The sequence below is a fragment of the Craurococcus roseus genome, from assembly GCF_039523795.1.
Classification (GTDB): Bacteria; Pseudomonadota; Alphaproteobacteria; order Acetobacterales; family Acetobacteraceae; genus Craurococcus; species Craurococcus roseus.
The window spans coordinates 32,517-53,811 of sequence record NZ_BAAAFZ010000019.1; the positions used below are offsets into that span (position 1 = coordinate 32,517).

Genomic DNA, 21,295 nt, shown 5'->3' on the forward strand with positions numbered 1-21,295 from the left:
CCCGGCCGCCGCGGATCACCGTGGAACAAAGGGGAAGCGGCAAGGTTGCAGGCCGCCGCGCCGGCGGGCGCGCGGGGCGCGCGGGCGGTGCGCGCCCCGCGCGCGCGCTCAACCCGCGGTGTGCGCCCCGACCCGGGAAGCGCGGTTCAGCGCGCCGCGGGTTTGGACGGGGCGGAGGGAAGGCTCGCCAGCACCTCGCGGCGGACACGGTCCAACAGCCCGCCGCGGTGCGCCGCGTCGTTGCGCGCCAGGTACCCGCGCGCGGCCGGCGTGAGCCGGTACAGGTGTTCCTGGCCCGCCGGCGGCCGGAATTCCGCGGCCAGGCGCAGCGCCGCCGGTCCGGCGCGGAGGCCCTGCGCCAGCACGCCGTTGCGGGCGCCCTTGGCCTGGTAGGCCAGGAAGCGCGGCAGCAGGGAAGGCCAGGACGCGCCGTACTTCATCTCGATGTACAGGCGGTTGCGGACGAAGTGGAACCAGCGCGTGCCGGACCAGGCGAAGCGGTGCTGGCCGCTGACCTTGTGGCGCACCGCGATGTCGCCGCGGTAGCGGACGCGCTTGCCCGCGTTGATGGCGCGCAGGCTCCAGTCGTACTCCTCCCAGCAGAAGAAGAGCGCGTCGTCGTAGCCGCCCGCCGCCTCGAAGTCGGCGCGGCGGATGGCGTGACCGGCGCCGACGAAGGTGGCGGCGTCGAAGCTGTCGGCGGCGCGCGGTAGGAGGGCGGGGGGGTAGCCCCAGGAGGACAGGTCCTCCTCGCCCGTGGCGTGGACCAGAATGCGGCAACCGATGGCGGCGAGGTCGGCCTCGGCGTCGAGCGCCCGGACCGCGCGGGCCAGGGTGTCCGCGCCGTCGAACTCGGCGTCGTTGTCGAGGGCGAACACCGCGCGGCCGGAGCCGAGCGCCGTGGCGCGGTTCCGCCCGCCGGCCACGCCCCAATTGCGGTCCAGCCGGACCAGGGTGGCGTCCGGCGCGTCCCCGACGGCGGCCTTGAGGATCGCCAGGTTCTCCGGATCGCTGCCCTGGTCGGCGATCCAGACGTGCTTGGACACGCCCGTCTGGGCCCTGGCCGACGCGACGGCCTCGACCGTCTCCCGCGCGCGGTCCATGGCGAGGATGACGACGTCGGCGTCGTATTCCGCGGCCGGCGCCGACGGCGCGCCGGCCAGGTGGCGCGGCGGCGGGTAGGCGGGCGGGCTCATGCCGGGCGGCGGTGCCCGGATTCGTCGGGCGAGAAGGCCGGGCCGGGCACGGACAGGTAGGCGATGCGCTTCGCTTCCTTGCGGCCGCGCGTCACCGTGTCGAGGACGAGGCCGCAGACGAAGGACAGGAAGGAGAGCAGCACCAGGCCCGTCGAGAGCACCGCCGTAGGCAGGCGGCGCACCAGCCCGGTCCGCAGGAACTCGGCCAGGACCGGCAGGAAGATGCCGATGCCCAGCAGCAGCAGCACGAGGCCGGCGATGCCGAAGAAGGTGAGGGGGCGTTCGCGCTGCACCAGGAGCGCGATGGTCTTCAGGATGCGGAAGCCGTCGCTGTAGGTCCGGAGCTTGCTTGTGGAGCCGGCCGGCCGCTCCTTGTAGGCGGTCTCCACCTCGCCCACGGGCAGCATCAACTCCAGGGCGTGGACGGTGAACTCGGTTTCCGTCTCGAAGCCTTCCGCCAGGGCGGGGAAGCTCTTCACGAACCGGCGCGAGAAGGCGCGGTAGCCCGAGAGCATGTCGGTGATCCGGTCGCCGAAGACCCAGCGCACCATGCCGGTCAGCACCGCGTTGCCGAAGCGGTGCCCAGGGCGGTAGGCCTCCGTCGCCTCCGTGACGCGCACGCCGGTCACCATGTCCAGCCGCTCCTCGAAGAGGAGGCGCACCATCTCGGGCGCAGCGGAGGCGTCGTAGGTGTCGTCGCCGTCCACCAGCAGGTAGGCGTCGGCTTCGATGTCGGCGAACATGCGCCGGACCACGTGCCCCTTGCCCTGCAACGGCTCCGTCCGGACCACGGCGCCGGCGGCGAGCGCCGCTTCGCGCGTCCCGTCGCGGCTGTTGTTGTCGTAGACGTAGACCGTGGCCCGCGGCAGCGCCGCCCGGAACGCCGCGACCACGCGCGGGACCGCCACCGCCTCGTTGTAGCACGGCACGAGCACGGCGATCCTGGGCGGCGCGGAGGCGCCGCCACCCGCCGGCTCCCGCGGGGGCGTCGGGACCGGGGCGGCCGGCCCTGCGGGACGCGGCGCGTCCTGGAGCGTGTACGACATGGTCAGCGGTCCCTGGCCGGGAAAGGTGCGGCCGGCGTCCGGGTCAGTGCGCGTTCTGCATGCGCGCCACGGCGAGCAGCGTCCGCACCAGGATCACGAAGTCCAGCCACAGCGACCACTTCTCGATGTACTCCAGGTCGCTGTCGAGCCGGAGCAGGAGCTTCTCCTCGGTGTCGGTCCGGCCGCGGTAGCCTCGCACCTGCGCCAAGCCGGTGAGGCCGGGCTTGACCCGGTGCCGCGCGGGGTAGCGGTCGGTGACGTCCTCGAACAGCGTGTCGCCTGCGCGCGTGCCAGGTGCGTGCGGCCTGGGGCCGATGAAGGACATCTCGCCCCGCAGCACGTTGAAGATCTGCGGCAGTTCGTCGAGGGATGTGCGGCGGAGGACGGCGCCGACGCGGGTGACGCGCGGGTCGCCCTCTTCCACCTGCCGCCGCACCTCGTGGTCCGCGAGCTCGTGGTACATGGTGCGGAATTTGAAGACGAAGAAATCCTTGTTGTTGAAGCCCGTCCGCCGCTGCCGGAACAGCACCGGGCCGGGGCTGTCCAGCCGCACCGCCAACGCGATCAGGGCCATCGGCACGGCCGCCACCGCCAGCGCGCCGAGCGCCAGAAGGTAGTCCTCGACCGTCTTGGCGGCGCCGGCCCAGCCGCGCATGGGCCGGTCGGCGAGGCGCAGCAGGCGGAGCCGGCCAACTTCCAGCCCGTCCTCAGGCCCGCCGTGGTAGGCGGCCAAGTCCGGCGCCAAGCGCAGGTCCACGGGATAGTCGGCGAAGGTGGCCTGCAACCGCGACAGCCGCTCCTCGGACGCCCAGGGAACGGTGAAGATCACCTGGTCCACCTCGCCGCGGCGGATCATGGCGCAGAGCGTTTGCAAGGAGCCGATCCGCGGCACGCCGCTGTGGCCCCGCTCCGCGTCCACCGCGTCGGGCGGGCGGTCGTCCACGAGGCCGAGCAGCCGGAGGCTGCGGTCCTGCCGCGCCTGCATGGCGCCCACGAAGCGCGCCGCCTGCGGCCCGTCCCCGACCAGCACCGCCCGCTGCCGCGTCCGCTCCGCCGCGGCGCGGAGCGCTATGGAGGTCGCCGCGCGCCCCACCAGCAGCAGCGGCGCGCCGACCGCGAACCAGAGCAGCGCCGGCTCGACGGGTATGGCGTCGGTCGAGCCGAATGCTTGCGCCGCGAGCATCAGCGCGCCGATGGCGATCGCCAAGCCGGCGACCAGGTGCGCGGACGCGCGCCTGGTGCCGAACAGCGCGGCGTGCCCGTAGGCGCCCATCGCGCCGGCCGTGGCCGCGCAGACGGACGTGGCGAGGGCGATGAGGGCCGGCGCGGGCCGTCCCTCGGTATCGGGCATCGAGGAGATGGCGACGCCGGCGGCGGCGGCCAGCGAGAGGTCCAGGAGGAGCACCGCGCCGATGAGGAGCCAGGGCGGCAGCGGGTCCGTCCCCGTCCACGCGCGCCGGCGGTCGAAGGAGCGGAACGGCACCGTCGGAGCGGGGCCAGTGCCGCCCCAACCGGCGCGGGCCACGGCCGGGGCCAGCCGCGCGTCTTTGTGGTGGGAGTCGGCCGGCATCAAACCTTCCATCTGGAGCTTGCGAATCCGCGGCCGGGGCATCGTCGGGACAAAAGCACCAGGACGGGCATCGTTCCACTGTCCATCATTCGGCCACGGGCGCCGCGCCGTCGTACCGGCTACGGAACACATAGCGGCGCGACAGCACGAAGTTCCCGACCATACCGGCGAGCGACCCGGCCGCAACGGCCAGGACGGGCAGGTCACGCATCATCGGGACGCCGCTGATGAGCGCGGCGTAAGTGCCATAGTTGCATGCAAAACCAACCAAGTTGACGGCCAAAAACAAGCCCCAATCCCGCGTCACCGGACGGGAACGATCGGCGCCCCGAAAGGTCCAGCTGCGGTTGAGCGCGAAGGTGGTTGTCGCGGCGGCCACATAGGAGATGGCGCGGCCGAGCCACGGACCCGCGCCCGCCAACAAGCCCAAGGTGAGCACGCCCGCGTCGACCACGAAACCAACGGCACCCACGACGCCGAACCGGATGATCTCCCCCGGCCACCGACGCCGCTCGGCGTTCATCACCGGCGCATGGCCGTGCCGTTGAAAAGCATCGCGCAATCCCGCCCTCCGACGATGGTTGGGTCCTTATGCATGCTTCGGCACATCGCACCAAGCACGGCACCATGACCGAATCGCGGCGCCGCTGAGACGAAAACGTGGGGGCGTGCCGCTGCGTGCCGGCGTTCGACGCCTTGGAGACCTGGCTTGCCGTGCGCGTCCATTCGCTTTACCTCACGAACTGTGATCCGAAAGATACAGGGGGCGGACATGCATCGACGTGACTTCCTGGCGGCGGGCGCCGCCGCCTCCGTGGCGTTGCCGGCCGGGCTCGCGCGGCCGAGTCTCGCCCAGCCCGCCGCCGGCAGGGTGCTCAAGTTCATCCCGCAATCGGACGTGGCCGTGGTGGACCCGATCGTCACGACGGCCTACGTCACCCGCAACCACGCCTACCTCATCTACGACACGCTTTTCGGCCTCGACGCCGACTTCAAGCCGCAACCGCAAATGGCCGAAGGCCACACGGTGGACGATGGCGGCCGCCGGGTTACGGTGACATTGCGCCCGGGATTAAAGTTCCACGACGGCGAACCGGTGCGCGCCCGCGACGCCGTCGCCTCCATCAAGCGATGGGCGCAGCGCGACGCGATGGGCCAAGCGCTCATGGCCGCGACGGACGAGTTGGTGGCGGAGGACGACCGGCGCCTCGCGTTCCGGCTGAAGCGACCGTTCCCGCTGCTGCTGGACGCGCTGGCCAAGCCGAGTTCGCCGTGCTGCTTCATCATGCCGGAACGGATCGCGTCGACGGACGCCAGCACGCCGATCCGCGACATCATCGGCTCCGGGCCGTTCCGCTGGGTGGCGAACGAGCGCGTGCCCGGGAGCCGCATAGTCTATGCGCGCAACGCGGACTACGTGCCGCGGGAGGGCGGCTCCGCGCAGTGGACCTCCGGCCCGAAGCGGGTGAACTTCGACCGCGTCGAGTGGAATGTGATCCCCGACGCGTCCACCGCCGCCGCGGCCTTGCAGAGCGGCGAGGCGGACTGGTGGGAGCAGCCGAGCGCCGACCTGCTGCCGCTCCTGGGCCGGAACCGCAACATAGTGGTGGAGCAGTACGACCCGACGGGCCTGCTCGGGCTGCTCCGCTTCAACCACCTGCACCCGCCCTTCGACAACCCGGGCGTGCGGCGGGCGCTGCTCGGCGCGGTGCAGCAGTCGGACTACATGTCGGCGGTGATCGGCACCGACAACAGCCTGTGGCGCGACAAGGTCGGATTCTTCCCGCCCGGCACGCCGATGGCGAGCGAGAACGGGCTGGAGGCGCTGGCCTCGCCGCGCGACATGGAGAAGGTGAAGCGCGACCTCGCGGCGGCGGGCTACAAGAACGAGAAGGTGGTGGTGATCGCCGCGTCCGACTTCCCGACCTTGAACGCCTTGGCGCAGGTCGGCCGGGACATGCTGACGCGCGCGGGCATGAACGTGGAATACATCTCGACTGATTGGGGCAGCGTGGTGCAGCGGCGCGCCAGCCGCGAGGCGCCGGAGAAGGGCGGCTGGAGCGCCTTCTTCACCTTCTTCTCCGGGCTCGACTTCTTCACGCCCGCATCGCACCTCGCGCTGCGCGGGAACGGCACCAACGCCTGGTTCGGCTGGCCCACCCTGCCGAAGCTGGAGGAGCTGCGCACCGCTTGGCTGGAGGCGCCGGACCAGGCGGCGCAGCAAAAGATCGCGGCCGAGATCCAGACCCAGGCGTTCCAGGACGTGCCGTACCTGCCGGTGGGGCAGTACTTCCAGCCCTGGGCCTACCGCCGCGGCATCAACGGCGTACTGAAGGGGCTGCCGATGTTCTGGAACGTGCAGCGGGCGTGACGGAACCGCCGCGCGGGCGGCGGCCGCAACAGGAGCGTCCCCACTGCGTTCTCGTGCCCGCGCCGTCGTAGCCATCGCCGGCGGCCAAGGGGCGCGACCATGCAAGACGAAGCCGACGACCCGCCATCCGCCGTTCCGCCACCGCCCGAGGAAGCGCTAGAATCGGGCGGAGGCGGACGCCGCACCGTGTTCGTGGCGCTCGGCGCGGCGGCCGGGCTGGCGGGCCTCACCGCGGGCTGCGCCACGCCGCCGCTCAGCGCCGCCGCCAATCCGTCGGTACCCGGCGCCCCCGCGCCGCGCGGGCGGCTGGAAGGGCAATCGGTGCTGGTGACGGGCGCGGCGCGGGGCATCGGCCGGGCCGTGTGCCTCGCCGCGGCGCGCGAGGGTGCGGACGTGCTCGGCTTCGACATCGCCGGCCCGGCCAGCCGCCACGTCGGCAACGCCCCCGCGACGCCGGCGGACCTCGCCGAAACCGGGCGGCTCGTGCAGTCCCTCGGCCGGCGCTTCCTCGCCGTGCAGGGCGACGTGCGGAGCCGCCCGGCGCTCGCGCGCGCGGTGGACCAGGCCGTGGGCGCCTTCGGCAAGCTGGACGGCGTGGTCGCCAACGCGGGCATCATGGTCCCCGACGGCCTCGCCGAGGTGAGCGACGAGGGCTGGCGCGACGTGGTGGACATCAACCTCACGGGCACCGCCAACACCTTCCGCGCCGCCATCCCGGCCATGTCCGCGCGCCGGCGCGGGCGCATGGTGGCCATCGCCTCCGTGCTGGGGCGCATGGGGGCGCCCATCGCGCCGCAGTACAACGCTTCCAAGTGGGGCGTGATCGGGCTGGTGAAGTCGGCGGCGATGGAACTCGGCGGCCGGGGCATCGCGGTCAACGCGGTGTCGCCCACGGGCGTCAACACCACCCTGCTCCGCAACCCGCGCCAGTACGCGGCGGTGACGCCGCGCTTCGTGCCGGGGCGGGTGCCGGAAGCGGTGGCCGCGACCGCGTCCCGCAACCTGCACCCGCTGGGCGTGCCCTGGGTGGAGCCGGAGGACGTGGCTTCCGTGGTGGTGTTCCTGCTGTCGGACGAGGCACGCTACGTCAGCGGCGCCTCCTTCGACGTCACCGCCGGGCTGGGCGCCATCTACACCGCCTGACCGGGCGGCTTGCCGCGCGACCCGGTTTGCCTTTCCATCCCGGCAACGGGCGCCGCGAGCGGACGCCCCCCGGGAGATGGGACATGCAGCGTCGAGCCTTGCTCGCCTCCGCCGCAGCCGCGACCGCCGCCGCCGGCCTGCCGCGCTTCGCCGTCGGCCAGCCGGCCGGGGCGCGGACCCTGCGCATGGTGCCGCAGGCCAACCTCACCAGCATCGACCCGATCTGGACCACGGCGAACATCACCAGGAACCACGGGTTCATGGTGTACGACACGCTGTTCGGCATGGACGCCGGGTTCCGCGCCCAACCGCAGATGGCCGAGTGGGCGCGCACGGAGGAGGACGGCCGCGCCGTCACCATCGCCTTGCGGACGGGGCTGAAGTTCCACGACGGCGAGCCGGTGCGGGCGGCTGATTGCGTGGCGAGCATACGGCGCTGGATGAAGCGCAACCCCACCGGCCAGAAGCTCGAGTCGGTGGTGGACAGCCTGGAAGCGCTGGACGACCGCTCCTTCCGCTTCCGGTTGAAGCGACCCTTCCCGATGCTGATCAAGGGCCTCGCCAGCCCGACCAACCCGGTCTGCTTCGTGATGCCGGAGCGGGTGGCGCGCACCGACCCGTTCCAGCAGATCCGCGACGCGACCGGCTCCGGCCCGTTCCGCTTCAAGGCGGACGAGTTCAACTCCGGCAGCCTCGTGGTGTACGAGCGCAACCCGGATTACGTGCCGGTGCCGAACGGCGAACCGAGCCTCACCGCGGGGCCGAAGGTGGCGCGCTTCGACCGCGTCGAGTGGCGCATCATCACCGACGCGGCGACCTCGGCCGCCGCGCTGCAATCGGGCGAGATCGACTGGTTCGAGCAGCCGCCGCCGGAGATCCAGGAGCTGCTGAAGCGCAACCGGCAGATCGCCATCGAGCGGATCGACCCGCTGCCGCTCACCGGCATCCTGCGCTTCAACCACCTGCACCCGCCCTTCGACGACAAGCGCATGCGCCAGGCGCTGCTGCCGGCGGTGGATCAGGCCGACTACATGGCGGCGGTCGTCGGCGCCGATCCTTCGCTCTACGTCACGGGCGTCGGCTTCTTCACGCCGGGTACGCCGATGGCGTCCGACGCCGCGCTCGGGCCGCTGACGGGGCCGCGCAGCATCGACCGGGCGAAAGCCCTGCTGCGCGAGGCCAGCTACGCGAACCAGCCGATCCGCCTGATAGGGCCGACCGACATCCTGGCGCCCGCGGCCATGACCCAGGTGGGCGCCGACATGTTCCGCCGCCTCGGCGTCAACCTCGACGCGGCGCTCACCGACTGGGGCACGGTGGTGCAGCGGCGCACCTCGCGCGAGCCGGTGGAGCGGGGCGGCTGGAGCGTGCTCTACACCGCCTTCTCGTCCTTCGAGTTCCTCGATCCGGCGGCGCACACGCCGCTCCGCGGCAACGGCACCGCGGCTTGGCCGGGCTGGCCCACCGTCCCGCGGCTGGAGGAACTGCGCGACGCTTGGTTCGACGCGCCGGACACGGAGGCGCAGCAGCGCATCTGCCGGGAGATGCAGGAGGTGGCGATGGACGAGCTGCCCTACATCCCGGTCGGCGCCTACGTCTCCAACACGGCGCTGCGGCGGAACCTGCAAGGCCGGGTGCCGGGCTTCGCCATCTTCTGGAACATCGGCCGCGCGTGATGAGGAGGGGACTGGCCATGGAACGACGCAGCCTGATCCGCGGCGCCGGCGCGGCCGCCCTGGCCGGGGCGCTGCCCGCGGCGCCGGCGCTCTCCCAAGGCGCGGCGGCGCGGACGCTCCGGGTGGTGCCGCAGGCCAATCTCACCAGCCTCGACCCGGTGTGGACCACGGCCGTCGTCACCCGCAACCACGGCTTCATGGTCTACGACCAGCTCTGCGCCCAGGACGCCGCGGGCGGGATCAAGCCGCAGATGGCGGAAGGCTGGACCACGGAGAACGAGGGGCGCGACACCGCCTTCACCCTGCGCACGGGCCTGAAGTTCCACGACGGCGAGCCGGTGCGGGCGGCGGATTGCGTCGCCTCCATCAAGCGGTGGGCGGCGCGGGACGTCTTCGCCCAGGTGATGTGGCAGCGGGTGGACGCGGTGGAGGCGCTGGACGACCGGCGCTTCCGGGTGCGCCTCAAGCAGCGCTTCCCGGGGCTGCTGCTCGCGCTCGGCCAGACGCAGTTCCCCTGCTTCATCATGCCGGAGCGCGTGGCCGCGACCGACCCGTTCCAGCAGACGCGGGAGGCGATCGGCTCCGGCCCCTTCCGTTTCGTGCGCGACGAGTGGAACCCCGGCCAGCGCGCCGTGTGGGCGCGCAACGACGCCTACGTGCCGCGGCAAGAGCCGGTTGACGGCCTGGCCGGCGGCCGCGCGCCCAAGATCGAGCGCGTGGAGTGGACGATCATCACCGACCCGGCCACGGCGGCCAACGCCATGGTGACGGGCGAGCAGGACTACTGGGAATACCCGCTGCACGACCTGCTGCCGCTGCTCCGGCGCTCGCGCGACGTGGTGGTCCAGCAGCGGCTGACAGAGGGCACCTACGGCATCTGCCGCTTCAACCACCTGCACCCGCCCTTCGACAACCCCGGCGTGCGCCGCGCCGTGGCGATGGCGGTGGACCAGCGGAACTACATGCGCGCCGTCGCCGGCAACGAGAAGGACGGCTGGGAGGCCTGCGAGGGAGTCTTCACCTGCGGCACCCCGCTCGCCAACGAGGCGGGCAGCGAGATCCTGAAGATCCGGAACATCGAGCGCGCCAAGGCGGCGCTGCGCGAGGCCGGGTACGCAGGACAGCGCGTGGTGCTGATCGCGCCCGGCGACTACCCGCAGATCAACGCCTTGTCGCTGGTGACGGCGGACCTGCTGCAACGGCTCGGCATGAACCTGGAAGTGGTCTCGACGGACTGGGGCACGCTGGTGCAGCGCCGGGCGAGCAAGGAGCCGGTGGAGCGTGGCGGCTGGAGCATGATCCACACCACCTCCTCCGGGCAGACCCTGACCCTGCCGGTGTTCCACCTCTTCCTGCGCGCCAACGGCCCGAACGCCTGGTTCGGCTGGCCGCAGGACGATGAGATAGAGCGGCTCCGCGCCGCTTGGCTCGACGCCGAGGACGCGGCCGATTCGCGCCGCATCGCCGAGGCGTTGAACCGCCGCGCCATGGAGGTGCTGCCTTACATCCCGCTCGGATTCTACTGGCAGCCGAGCGCGTGGCGGCGGAACGTCACCGGCGCCTTCCGCGCCCCGGCGACGGTGTTTTGGAACATGGGCAAGGCATGACCAGGATGCATCGGCGAAGCTTGTTGACCGGAAGCGCGGCGGCCCTGGCGGCGCCGCACCTCGCCCGCGCGCAGGGCGGCGCCGCGGCGCGCACCTTGCGCTTCATCCCGCAGGGCAACCTGGCGAACGCCGATCCGGTCTGGACCACGACGACGCTCGCCCGCAACCACGGGCTGATGGTCTACGACACGCTGTTCGGGTTGAACGCGCAACACCAGCCGCAGCCGCAGATGGCGGCGTCCCACGCCGTTTCCCCGGACGGCTTGGTCCACACCATCGCGCTGCGCGAGGGCCTCAAGTTCCACGACGGCGAGCCGGTCCGGCCGGCGGATTGCATCGCGTCGATCATGCGATGGTCGCGGCGCGACGTGCTCGGCCAACGGCTGCAATCGCTGCTCGCGGACATGCGGGCCAGGGGCGACTCGGCCTTCGAGATCGCGCTCAGGCGACCCTGGCCGGGCCTGGCCTGGGCGCTCGGCAAGCCTTCGGCCAACATCTGCGCCATCATGCCCGAGCGGGTGGCGCAGACAGACCCGTTCCGCCAAATCACGGACTACACCGGCTCCGGCCCCTTCCGCTTCCGCGCGGACCAGTGGGTGCCGGGCAGCCTCGCCGCCTACGAGCGCTTCGCCGACTACGTCCCGCGCGAGGAGCCGGCGGACTTCCTGGCCGGCGGCAAGCGCGTCCACTTCGACCGGGTGGAATGGCGCGTGATGCCGGACCCGGCCACCGCCGCCGCGGCGATGCAGGCCAACGAGGCCGACTGGTGGGAGCAGCCGCTGGCCGACCTGCTGCCGGTGCTCAAGCGCGGCCGCGACATCGCCGTCGAGGTGGTGAACACCGCCGGGGCGCTCGGGATGCTGCGCTTCAACCACCTGCATCCGCCTTTCGACAACCCCGCGATCCGCCGCGCCGTGTTCCCCGCCATCGACCAGCGCGCATTCATGCAGGCGGCCTTGGGCGACGACCCGGCGCTGTGGACCGTGCCCGCCGGGGCCTTCACGCCGGGGACGGCGTTGGCGAACGACGCCGGGCTGGAGGTCCTCACCGGGCCGCGCTCGGTGGAGGCGGCGAAGCGCGCCCTGGCGGCGGCCGGCTACCGCGGCGAGCCGGTGGTGCTCCTCTCGCCCTCCGACCTGCCGCAGCAGAACGCCTTGGCGGAGGTGGCGGCGGACACGCTGCGCCGGATCGGCATGACTGTGGACTTCCAAGTCATGGACTGGGGCACCCTGGTGCAGCGCCGCGCCAAGCGCGAGCCGCCGGCCCAGGGAGGCTGGAACGCCTTCTGCACCACCTGGGAGGGCCTCGACACCTCCGTCCCCGGCAGCCACCAAGCCATCCGCGGCAACGGGCTGGAGGGTTGGATCGGTTGGGCCGAAAGCCCCAGGCGCGAGGCCCTGCGGGACGCTTGGTTCGACGCCGCAGACCCGGAGACCGCCCGCCGCATCGCCGAGGACCTCCAGCGGGTGGTGTGGGACGAGGCGCCCTTCGTCCCGCTCGGCCTGCTCCGGCCGCCGCAGGCGTTCCGGCGGGGCCTCACCGGCATCATCAAGGGCGGGCCGCCGCTGTTCTGGAACGTGCGGCGGGCCTGATGGGGCCAGGTTGGCATGCGGCGTGCAAGATCCGGGGCACGAACACGCAGCGGTGACGCTTCCCTGCCGGTTCCCTGGCGGCCGGGGCGCTGGCGCACTGCCCACCGCTGAGGCAGGCTGGAACGAAACCGGGCGGGGCGCGGCCCACGCGCCGGGAGTCGGGAGAAGAAAAGAGATGGATCGCAGGGGCTTCCTGAAGGCCGCGGCCGGCGCCGCCGCCTTGCCATCCGCCATCGCGGGGCTTCCCGCGCCCGCCCTGTCGCAGGGGGCGGCGCGGACCTTGCGCTTCGTGCCTCAGGCCAACCTCGCCAATTTCGACCCGATCTGGGGCACCCAGTACGTGGTGCGCAACGCCTCGGCGATGGTGTGGGACACGCTCTACGGCGTGAACGACAAGCTCGAACCGCAGCGCCAGATGGTCGAGTCGGAGGAGGTCTCGGCCGACGGCCTGACCTGGACCTTCCGGCTGCGCGAAGGCCTGCGCTTCCACGACAACCAGCCGGTGCTCGCCAAGGACGTGGTGGCCAGCGTCGCCCGCTGGTCGGTGCGCGACCCCATGGGCCAGATGCTGCGGGCGGCGCAGAACGAGCTGGTCGCGGTGGACGACCGGACCTTCCGCTGGTCGCTGAAGCGGCCCTTCCCGAAGATGCGCTGGGCGCTGGGCAAGACCAACACGCCGATCTGCTTCATCATGCCGGAGCGGGTCGCCAGGACCGACCCGTTCACGCAGATCTCCGAATTCATCGGCAGCGGGCCGATGCGCTTCGTGCGCGACGAGTGGGTGCCGGGCGCCCGCGCCGCGTTCCAGCGCTTCGAGCCCTACAAGCCCCGCGACGAGGCGGGCACTTGGCTCGCCGGCGGCAAGCGGATGATGGTGGACCGCGTCGAGTGGCACGTCATGCCCGATCCCGCCACCACCTCCGCCGCCTTGCAGGGCGGCGAGGTGGACTGGTGGGAGAACCCGCTGACCGACCTGATCCCGACGCTTCGGCGCAACCGGAGCGTCGCCTACGACATCGCCGACCCGCTGGGGAACATCGGCTCCTTCCGCATGAACCACCTGCACCCGCCCTTCAACAACCCGGGCGTGCGGCGCGCGGTGATGATGGCGCTGAGCCAGGAGGACTACATGCGCGCCCTGGTGGGCGACGACAACAACCTTTGGAAGCCGCTGCCCGGCTACTTCACGCCGGGCACTCCGCTCTACACGGAGGAGGGCGGCGAGATCCTGAAGGGGCCGCGGAACCTCGACGCAGCGAAGAAGCTCCTGGCCGACAGCGGCTACAAGAACGAGCCGGTGATCTGCATCGTCGCGCAGGACCAGCCCATCACCAAGACGCAGGGCGACGTCACCGCCGACCTGCTGAAGCGCCTCGGCATGAACGTGGACTTCGTGGCGACCGATTGGGGCACCACGGGCCAACGCCGGGCGATGAAGAACCCGCCCGGCCAGGGCGGCTGGTCCATGTTCCACACCTGGCACGCCGGCGCCGACTGCGTGAACCCGGCGAGCTACAACGCGGTGCGCGCCAACGGCGACGGAGCCTGGTTCGGCTGGCCCAACATCCCGGCGGTGGAGCAGGCCATCGCCGAGTGGTTCGACGCCCCTGACGCTGCGGCGGAGAAGGCGGCGATAGGCAAGGTGAACCGCGCCGCCATCGAGAACGTGGTCTACGCGCCGACCGGCTTCTTCCTCGGCTACCAGGCGTGGCGGCGCAACGTGTCCGGCATCCAGAAGGGGCCGCTGCCGTTCTTCTGGGGCGTGTCCAAGACTTGAGGCGCGGAAGGACGGAACGCTAGATGTTCGCCTACATCGTCCGGCGCGTGCTGGCGACCATCCCCGTGATGGCGGTGGTCGCCCTGTTCGTGTTCTCGTTGCTCTACATCGCGCCGGGCGACCCGGCGGCGGTGATCGCGGGCGATCAGGCGACGCCGGACGACGTGGAGCGCATCCGGCAGAACCTCGGGCTCGACCGGCCCTTCCTGGTGCGCTTCGGCGAGTGGGTGTGGCGCATCGTCCAGGGCGACCTCGGCGTGTCCATCTTCACCAACCTGCCGGTCTCCACCATGATCGCGCAGCGGGTGCAGCCGACGCTCTCGCTGATGGTGCTCACGCTCATCCTGGCGGTGACGATCGCCGTGCCGATGGGCGTGCTGGCGGCGTGGAAGCAGGGCACGCTGCTGGACCGGGCGGTGATGGGCTTCGCCGTGCTCGGCTTCTCCGTGCCGGTGTTCGTGGTCGGCTACCTGCTGGCCTACGTCTTCGCGCTGGAGCTCGATTGGCTGCCGGTGCAAGGCTACACCTCGCTCGACCAGGGCGTCTGGCCCTGGCTGGAGAACCTGATCCTGCCGTCGATCGCATTGGGCGGCGTGTACATCGCCCTGATCGCCCGCATCACGCGCGCCACCATGCTGGAGGTTTTGCAGCAGGACTACATCCGCACCGCGCGCGCCAAGGGGGCGGGGCAGGGGAGCATCCTGTTCCTCCACGCGCTGAAGAACGCGGCGGTGCCGATCGTGACCGTGATCGGCATCGGCGTCGCGCTGCTGATCGGCGGCGCGGTGGTGACGGAGAGCGTCTTCGCCATCCCCGGCCTCGGCCGCCTCACCGTGGACGCCATACTGCGGCGCGACTACCCGGTGATCCAGGGGGTGATCCTGCTGTTCTCCTTCGTCTACGTGCTGGTGAACCTCGCCATAGACATCCTCTACACCTTCCTTGACCCGAGGATACGCTATTGAGCGCCACAGCCCTCCGCGCCGACGGGCAGGCCGCCGGCGCCGCGCACGCCCCGACCCCCATGAGCGTGGCCGAGGCCGCGCCGCTGCCGGACGTGCTGCCGCCCGTGAAGCCGCGCCGCGGCTTCATCGGCTTCCTCCGCCGCAACCCGACCATCGCCTTCGGGGCCGGCCTCCTGCTGCTCATGATCCTGGTCGCGGTGTTCGCGCCGCTGCTCTGGACCGTGGACCCGACAGCGCTCGCTCCGGCCCGGCGGACGCGCGAGCCCTCGGCGGAATACTGGTTCGGCTCCGACATGCTGGGGCGCGACGTCTATTCCCGGGTGCTCTACGGCGCGCGGGTGTCGCTGATCGTGGGCTTCTCGGTGGCGCTGCTGTCCTCGGCGGTCGGCCTCGCCATCGGCCTCGTGTCAGGTTTCGTGCGCTGGGCGGACGGGATCGTCATGCGGATCATGGATGGGCTGATGTCCATCCCGCCCATCCTGCTCGCCATCGCCATGATGGCGCTGACCCGCGCCTCGGTGCAGAACGTCATCATCGCCATCACCATCGCCGAGGTGCCGCGCGTGTCGCGGCTGGTGCGGGGCGTGGTGCTGTCCTTGCGGGAGCAGCCCTACGTGGACGCGGCGGTCGCGGCAGGCACGCGGACGCCGCGCATCATCTGGCGCCACATCCTGCCCAACACGCTGGCGCCGATCACGGTGCAGGCCACCTACATCTGCGCCTCCGCCATGATCGTGGAGGCCATCCTGTCCTTCATCGGCGCCGGCACGCCGCCCATCATCCCGTCCTGGGGGAACATCATGGCCGAGGGGCGGGCGCTTTGGCAGGTGAAGCCCTACATCGTGTTCTTCCCGGCCATCTTCCTGTCCGTCACGGTGCTGGCGGTGAACCTGCTCGGCGACGGCCTGCGCGACTGGCTCGACCCGCGCATGGCGAAGAGCGTCTAGCGCCATGGCCCTCCTCGAAGTGGACCGCTTGCAGACGCACTTCCGCACGCCGGACGGCGTCAACCGCGCGGTGGACGGCGTCTCCTTCGACGTGGAGGCGGGCGAGACGCTGGCCATCGTGGGCGAGAGCGGCTGCGGCAAGTCCGTCACCGCCATGTCCATCCTGCGGCTCATACCCGAGCCGCCGGGCAAGATCGCCGGCGCCATCCGCTTCAACGGCCGGAATTTGCTTGAGCTGTCCGACCGCGAGATGCGCGACATCCGCGGCAACGACATCTCCATGATCTTCCAGGAGCCGATGACCAGCCTGAACCCGGTGCTGACCGTAGGCCGGCAGATCGGCGAGACCTTGCAGCTCCACCAGGGCTTGTCGCGGCGGCAGGCCGAGGCGCGGGCGGTGGAGTCGCTGCGCCTGGTGGGCATCCCGGAGCCGCAGCGGCGGGTGCGGGAGTACCCGCACCAGCTCTCGGGCGGGATGCGGCAGCGGGTGATGATCGCCATCGCGCTCGCCTGCAATCCGAAGCTGCTGATCGCCGACGAGCCGACCACGGCGCTCGACGTCACCATCCAGGCGCAGATCCTCGACCTGATGCGCGACCTCAAGCACCGCGTCGGCGCCGCCATCGTCCTCATCACCCACGACCTCGGCGTGGTGGCGGAGGTCGCGGAACGGGTGGTGGTGATGTACGCCGGCCGCAAGGTGGAGGAGGCCAAGGTCGGGCCGCTGTTCCGCTCGCCCCGGCATCCCTATACGCAGGGCCTGCTCGGCTCCATGCCGAAGCTCGGCTCGTCGCTCCACGGCGAGGAAACGCGGCTGGCGGAGATTCCGGGCCTCGTGCCGAGCCTCAAGGCCAAGCTGGAAGGCTGCGTCTTCGCCTCGCGCTGCCCCAAGGTGACGGACCTCTGCCGTAAGGTGGCGCCGGCGCTGGAGGAGAAGGCGCCGGGCCACGTCGCGGCCTGCCACTACGCCGAGCGCGAGGGGGCGCTGGCGGCATGAGCGCTTCCGCCGTCCCCTTGCTGGAGGTCACGGACCTCAAGAAGCACTTCCCGATCCGGGGCGGCTTCTTCGGCGGCGTCACCGGCCACGTCTTCGCCGTGGACGGCGTCTCCTTCACCATCGGGCGCAGCGAGACGCTGGCGCTGGTGGGCGAGAGCGGCTGCGGCAAGTCCACCGTCGGCAAGGCGATCCTGAAGCTGTTCGACATCACCGCCGGGCAGGTGGTGCTGGACGGCAAGCGCATCGACGACCTGCCCGCGGGCACCCTCCGGCCGATGCGCCGGCGCGTGCAGGTGGTGTTCCAAGACCCGTTCAGCTCGCTCAATCCGCGCATGCGGGTGCGCGACATCCTGGCCGAGCCGATCCGCAACTTCGGCCTGGCGAAGAACTCGGCGGACCTGGAGGCGCGGGTCGCCGACCTGATGGACAAGGTGCGCCTGCCGCGCGACGCGGTGGGGCGCTGGCCGCACGAGTTCAGCGGCGGGCAGCGGCAACGCATCGGCATCGCCCGGGCGCTCGCCGCCGAGCCGGACCTCATCATTTGCGACGAGGCCGTCTCCGCGCTCGATGTCTCGGTGAAGGCGCAGATCGTCAACCTGCTGCAAGACTTGCAGAACGAGCTGCACTTGGCCCTGCTGTTCATCTCCCACGACCTCGCCATCGTGGAGCACATGACGCACCGGGTGGCGGTGATGTACCTCGGCAAGATCGTGGAGGTGGCGCCCAAGCGGAGCCTGTTCGCCGCGCCGAAGCACCCCTACACGGAGGCGCTGCTCTCCGCCGTGCCGGTGCCCATGCCCGGCGCGGCGCGCGAGCGGGTCATCCTCAAGGGCGACGTGCCGAGCCCGATCAACCCGCCCAAGGGCTGCCGCTTCCACACCCGCTGCCCCTACGCCTTCGACCGTTGCCGCGTCGAGGAGCCGCCCTTGGTGGCCGTGCCCACGGCGCTGGCCGCCGGCCACCTCGCAGCCTGCCACCTGCACGACCGGCCGGCGAACGACAACCCGCTCGCCGCGGCCAAGGGCGAGGCGGTGCTGCCGGCCTAGCCGGCGGCGCCCCGACCGACGGCGATGGCGGAGCCGGTGCTGCTGGAGGTGCGCGAACGGCGGAGCGCCTTCGGCCGGGCGGTGAAGTGGACGTTCATCGGCTTCCAGGCCGTCACGGCGCTGCTCCTGCTCGGCACCTGCGCCCTGGTCACGCCCTTCCTGTCGAACGAGGACCCGGAGGTGGTCATGGGGGCCGGGATGTTCGGCGCCATGACCACCGCCGCGCTGTGGCTGGCGTGGCCCGTCGGCACCCTGGTGCTCGGGGTCATGGTCCTGCTGACCCGCGGCCGGAAGCGCCTGATCCCGGCCCCGCCGCTCCCGAACGGGGGCCGTAACGGCGCCGCTTGACGGCGCCCGGAGTCGGGGCAACCTGTCCCCCGGAACGCGCGGCCCCGGGCCGCGATCAACGACGGGGGAGGCGCGGCATGCCGCAAGTATCGCTGACGGTGAACGGCAAACCCAGCACGGTCGAGGTGGAGGGCCGCACGCTCCTGGTGGAGCTCCTGCGCGAGAAGCTCCGCCTCACCGGGACGCATGTCGGCTGCGACACCAGCCAGTGCGGCGCCTGTGTGGTCCACGTGGACGGCGAGAGCGTGAAGAGTTGCACCATCCTGGCGGTCCAGGCCGAGGGCACCAAGGTCACGACCATCGAGGGGCTGGCCGCCGCCGACGGCACCCTGCACCCGATGCAGGAGGCATTCCGCGAGTACCACGCCCTGCAATGCGGCTTCTGCACGCCCGGCATGGTGATGTCCGCCATCGACCTGGTGCAGAAGCACCCGAACGGCCTGTCGGAGCGGGACATCCGCGAAGGGTTGGAAGGCAACCTCTGCCGCTGCACCGGCTACCACAACATCGTCAAGGCCATCGCGGCCGCGGCGGAGGTGATGCACGGCAAGCGGTCGGAGCTGGCGCGCGCGGCCGAGTAGCGCCGCGCCGACGGCCGCAGGGGAGGGACCAATGAACGTCGTGACGCCCTTCGAGGGCATCGGCGCCAGCGTGCGCCGCAAGGAAGACCTGCGATTTCTGTCGGGCCGCGGGCAGTACACGGACGACATCGTCCGGCCCGGCCAAGCCCATGCCTACATCCTGCGCTCCCCGCACGCCCACGCGCGCATCGTGAAGGTGGACACGGCCGCGGCCCGCGCCATGCCGGGCGTGGTCGCGGTCTACACCGGCGAGGACACGGCGAAGCTCGGCAGCATCCCCTGCGGCTGGCAAGTCAACAACAAGGACGGCTCGCCCATGGCGGAGCCGCGCCACCCCATGCTCGCCGAGGGCAAGGTGCGGCACGTGGGCGACCAGGTGGCGGTAGTGATCGCCGAGACCCGCGCCCAGGCCAAGGACGCCGCCGAGGCGATCGAGGTGGAGTACGACGTGCTCCCGGCGGTGGCGAGCCTGAGAGACGCGTTGGCCCCCGGCGCCGCGCAACTCCACGACAACGCCCCCGGCAACGTGTGCTACGACTGGCACATCGGCGACAAGGCGGTGACGGAAGCGGCCTTCGCCAAGGCGCACAAGGTCGTCCGCTTCGAAACCACCAACAACCGCCTCGTGCCGAACGCCATGGAGCCGCGCTGCGCCATAGGCGACTACGACCCGACCACGGGCGAGCACACGCTGTACACCACCAGCCAGAACCCGCACGTCATCCGCTTGCTGATGGGCGCCTTCGTGCTGAACATCCCGGAGTCGCGGCTGCGCGTGGTGGCGCCGGACGTGGGCGGCGGCTTCGGCAGCAAGATCTACCACTACGCCGAGGAGGCCATCGTCACCTGGGCGGCGTCCAGGCTGAACCGGCCGGTGAAGTGGACGTCGGACCGCACGGAAGCCTTCGTCTCCGACGCCCACGGCCGCGACCACGTCACCACATGCGAGCTGGCGCTGGACGGGGGCGGCAAGATCCTGGGCCTCCGCGTCGCCACGCAGGCCAACATGGGCGCCTACCTGTCCACCTTCGCGCCCTGCGTGCCGACCTACCTCTACGCCACCCTGCTTTCCGGCGTGTACGCGACGCCCACCATCTACGCCGAGGTCAAGGCGGTGTTCACCAGCACCGTCCCGGTGGACGCCTACCGCGGCGCCGGCCGGCCGGAGGCGACCTACCTCCTCGAACGGCTGATGGACGTGGCGGCGGCCGAGACCGGCATCGACCGGGTGGAGATCCGGCGGCGCAACTTCATCCCGACCGCGGCCTTCCCCTACCAGACGCCGGTGGCGCTCCAGTACGACAGCGGCGACTACCACACCACGCTCGACCAGGCGCTGGAGACGGCTGGCTGGTCCGCCTTCGAGGCGCGGCGCGCGGAGGCGGCGAAGCAGGGCAAGCTGCGCGGCATCGGCATCTCGACCTACGTCGAGGCCTGCGGCATCGCGCCCTCCGCCGTGGTGGGCTCGCTCGGCGCCCGCGCCGGGCTGTACGAGGTGGGCACCATCCGCGTGCATCCCACGGGCAGCGTCACCGTGCTGACGGGCGCGCACAGCCACGGGCAGGGGCACGAGACCACCTTCGCGCAGCTCGTGGCCGACCGGCTCGGCGTGCCGATGTCGCAGGTGGACATCGTCCACGGCGACACCGCCAAGGTGCCCTACGGCATGGGCACCTACGGCTCGCGATCGCTCGCGGTCGGCGGCAGCGCCATGGTCAAGGCCATGGACAAGATCGTGGAGAAGGGGAAGAAGATCGCGGCGCACCTGCTCGAAGCCTCGGTGCAGGACGTGGAGTTCGAGCGCGGCACCTTCCGCGTCGCCGGCACCGACCGGACCAAGTCGCTGACCGAGATCTCGCTCGCCGCCTACGTGCCGCACAACTACCCGATCGAGGAGCTGGAACCGGGGCTGGAGGAGACGGCCTTCTACGACCCGAAAAACTTCACCTACCCGGGCGGCTGCCACATCTGCGAGGTCGAGATCGAGAAGGACACCGGCAAGGTCCAGGTGGTGAACTTCACCGCCGTGGACGACGTGGGCCGCGTCATCAACCCGATGATCGTGGAAGGCCAAGTCCAGGGCGGGGTGGCGCAGGGGGTCGGCCAAGCGCTGCTGGAGCACGCCGTCTACGACGAGTCCGGGCAGCTCGTCTCCGGCAGCATGATGGACTACTGCCTCCCGCGCGCCGAAGACCTGCCGAACGTGGGCGTCGCCACCCACGTCACGCTCTGCACCCACAACCCGCTGGGCGTGAAGGGCTGCGGCGAGGTGGGCGCCATCGGCTCGCCGCCCGCGGTGATCAACGCCGTGGTGGATGCGCTGCGCGACTACGGCGTCAGGCACGTCGAGATGCCGGCAACGCCGGGCAAGATCTGGAGCATCATCCACGCCGGCGCGCCGCCCGCGCTGGCCGCCGAATAACGGGGAACCGC

General features: G+C 71.6%; 17 protein-coding genes. 13 read left to right on the forward strand and 4 right to left on the reverse strand.

Going from position 1 to position 21,295, the window contains the following annotated elements; translation table 11 throughout:
- Positions 1–146: 146 nt before the first annotated feature.
- From ABD067_RS08580 to ABD067_RS08595, 4 genes are all read right to left on the reverse strand, one after another.
- A complete protein-coding gene (locus tag ABD067_RS08580; RefSeq protein WP_343894823.1) occupies positions 147–1,196 on the reverse strand; it encodes a glycosyltransferase family 2 protein in 1,050 nt (349 codons plus the stop codon).
- Entirely contained in the window at positions 1,193–2,242 is a 1,050-nt protein-coding gene (locus ABD067_RS08585) for a glycosyltransferase (protein WP_343894824.1), read from the reverse strand. The genes ABD067_RS08580 and ABD067_RS08585 overlap by 4 nt, the downstream gene beginning before the upstream one ends.
- Before the next feature lie 43 nt (positions 2,243–2,285).
- A complete protein-coding gene (locus ABD067_RS08590; RefSeq protein WP_343894825.1) occupies positions 2,286–3,812 on the reverse strand; it encodes an exopolysaccharide biosynthesis polyprenyl glycosylphosphotransferase in 1,527 nt (508 codons plus the stop codon).
- Positions 3,813–3,897: 85 nt separating this feature from the next.
- On the reverse strand, positions 3,898–4,374 hold the full coding sequence (locus ABD067_RS08595; RefSeq protein WP_343894826.1) for a GtrA family protein: 477 nt from the start codon (positions 4,372–4,374) through the stop codon (positions 3,898–3,900).
- A gap of 210 nt (positions 4,375–4,584) precedes the next feature.
- Between ABD067_RS08595 and ABD067_RS08600 the strand changes: the two genes are divergently transcribed.
- From ABD067_RS08600 to ABD067_RS08660, 13 genes are all read left to right on the forward strand, one after another.
- Positions 4,585–6,183: an ABC transporter substrate-binding protein gene (locus tag ABD067_RS08600; protein WP_343894827.1), complete on the forward strand. Its 1,599-nt coding sequence runs from the start codon at positions 4,585–4,587 to the stop codon at positions 6,181–6,183.
- Between the two features lie 99 nt (positions 6,184–6,282).
- Complete coding sequence (locus tag ABD067_RS08605) at positions 6,283–7,326, forward strand: SDR family oxidoreductase (protein ID WP_343894828.1); 1,044 nt, start codon at positions 6,283–6,285, stop codon at positions 7,324–7,326.
- Between the two features lie 83 nt (positions 7,327–7,409).
- Complete coding sequence (locus tag ABD067_RS08610) at positions 7,410–9,002, forward strand: ABC transporter substrate-binding protein (protein WP_343894829.1); 1,593 nt, start codon at positions 7,410–7,412, stop codon at positions 9,000–9,002.
- 17 nt (positions 9,003–9,019) lie between these two features.
- Positions 9,020–10,609: an ABC transporter substrate-binding protein gene (locus ABD067_RS08615; RefSeq protein WP_343894830.1), complete on the forward strand. Its 1,590-nt coding sequence runs from the start codon at positions 9,020–9,022 to the stop codon at positions 10,607–10,609.
- Positions 10,610–10,614: 5 nt separating this feature from the next.
- On the forward strand, positions 10,615–12,201 hold the full coding sequence (locus ABD067_RS08620; protein ID WP_408871528.1) for an ABC transporter substrate-binding protein: 1,587 nt from the start codon (positions 10,615–10,617) through the stop codon (positions 12,199–12,201).
- 175 nt (positions 12,202–12,376) lie between these two features.
- Positions 12,377–13,978 (forward strand): ABC transporter substrate-binding protein, encoded by a 1,602-nt coding sequence (locus tag ABD067_RS08625; RefSeq protein ID WP_343894832.1) that lies wholly within the window; start codon positions 12,377–12,379, stop codon positions 13,976–13,978.
- A gap of 23 nt (positions 13,979–14,001) precedes the next feature.
- Complete coding sequence (locus ABD067_RS08630; protein WP_343894834.1) at positions 14,002–14,943, forward strand: ABC transporter permease; 942 nt, start codon at positions 14,002–14,004, stop codon at positions 14,941–14,943.
- A complete protein-coding gene (locus tag ABD067_RS08635) occupies positions 14,940–15,890 on the forward strand; it encodes an ABC transporter permease (protein WP_456305240.1) in 951 nt (316 codons plus the stop codon). Before ABD067_RS08630 ends, ABD067_RS08635 begins: the two co-directional genes overlap by 4 nt.
- A gap of 4 nt (positions 15,891–15,894) precedes the next feature.
- Positions 15,895–16,887 carry an ABC transporter ATP-binding protein gene (locus ABD067_RS08640; RefSeq protein ID WP_343894835.1) on the forward strand — a complete coding sequence of 331 codons (993 nt, stop codon included), beginning with the start codon at positions 15,895–15,897 and terminating at the stop codon, positions 16,885–16,887.
- On the forward strand, positions 16,884–17,933 hold the full coding sequence (locus ABD067_RS08645; protein WP_343894836.1) for an ABC transporter ATP-binding protein: 1,050 nt from the start codon (positions 16,884–16,886) through the stop codon (positions 17,931–17,933). The genes ABD067_RS08640 and ABD067_RS08645 overlap by 4 nt, the downstream gene beginning before the upstream one ends.
- A 24-nt stretch (positions 17,934–17,957) precedes the next feature.
- Positions 17,958–18,281 (forward strand): hypothetical protein, encoded by a 324-nt coding sequence (locus ABD067_RS08650; protein ID WP_343894837.1) that lies wholly within the window; start codon positions 17,958–17,960, stop codon positions 18,279–18,281.
- Between the two features lie 77 nt (positions 18,282–18,358).
- Complete coding sequence (locus ABD067_RS08655; protein WP_343894838.1) at positions 18,359–18,862, forward strand: (2Fe-2S)-binding protein; 504 nt, start codon at positions 18,359–18,361, stop codon at positions 18,860–18,862.
- 31 nt (positions 18,863–18,893) lie between these two features.
- Positions 18,894–21,284 (forward strand): xanthine dehydrogenase family protein molybdopterin-binding subunit, encoded by a 2,391-nt coding sequence (locus tag ABD067_RS08660; protein WP_343894839.1) that lies wholly within the window; start codon positions 18,894–18,896, stop codon positions 21,282–21,284.
- Positions 21,285–21,295: the final 11 nt, after the last annotated feature.

Coding starts and splice junctions, on each gene's coding strand:
- ABD067_RS08580 (WP_343894823.1), bottom strand. CDS start 1,196: ATGAGCCCGCCCGCCTACCCGCCGCCGCGCCACCTGGCCGGCGCGCCG.
- ABD067_RS08585 (WP_343894824.1), bottom strand. CDS start 2,242: ATGTCGTACACGCTCCAGGACGCGCCGCGTCCCGCAGGGCCGGCCGCC.
- ABD067_RS08590 (WP_343894825.1), bottom strand. CDS start 3,812: ATGCCGGCCGACTCCCACCACAAAGACGCGCGGCTGGCCCCGGCCGTG.
- ABD067_RS08600 (WP_343894827.1), top strand. CDS start 4,585: ATGCATCGACGTGACTTCCTGGCGGCGGGCGCCGCCGCCTCCGTGGCG.
- ABD067_RS08605 (WP_343894828.1), top strand. CDS start 6,283: ATGCAAGACGAAGCCGACGACCCGCCATCCGCCGTTCCGCCACCGCCC.
- ABD067_RS08610 (WP_343894829.1), top strand. CDS start 7,410: ATGCAGCGTCGAGCCTTGCTCGCCTCCGCCGCAGCCGCGACCGCCGCC.
- ABD067_RS08615 (WP_343894830.1), top strand. CDS start 9,020: ATGGAACGACGCAGCCTGATCCGCGGCGCCGGCGCGGCCGCCCTGGCC.
- ABD067_RS08620 (WP_408871528.1), top strand. CDS start 10,615: ATGCATCGGCGAAGCTTGTTGACCGGAAGCGCGGCGGCCCTGGCGGCG.
- ABD067_RS08625 (WP_343894832.1), top strand. CDS start 12,377: ATGGATCGCAGGGGCTTCCTGAAGGCCGCGGCCGGCGCCGCCGCCTTG.
- ABD067_RS08630 (WP_343894834.1), top strand. CDS start 14,002: ATGTTCGCCTACATCGTCCGGCGCGTGCTGGCGACCATCCCCGTGATG.
- ABD067_RS08640 (WP_343894835.1), top strand. CDS start 15,895: ATGGCCCTCCTCGAAGTGGACCGCTTGCAGACGCACTTCCGCACGCCG.
- ABD067_RS08645 (WP_343894836.1), top strand. CDS start 16,884: ATGAGCGCTTCCGCCGTCCCCTTGCTGGAGGTCACGGACCTCAAGAAG.
- ABD067_RS08650 (WP_343894837.1), top strand. CDS start 17,958: ATGGCGGAGCCGGTGCTGCTGGAGGTGCGCGAACGGCGGAGCGCCTTC.
- ABD067_RS08655 (WP_343894838.1), top strand. CDS start 18,359: ATGCCGCAAGTATCGCTGACGGTGAACGGCAAACCCAGCACGGTCGAG.
- ABD067_RS08660 (WP_343894839.1), top strand. CDS start 18,894: ATGAACGTCGTGACGCCCTTCGAGGGCATCGGCGCCAGCGTGCGCCGC.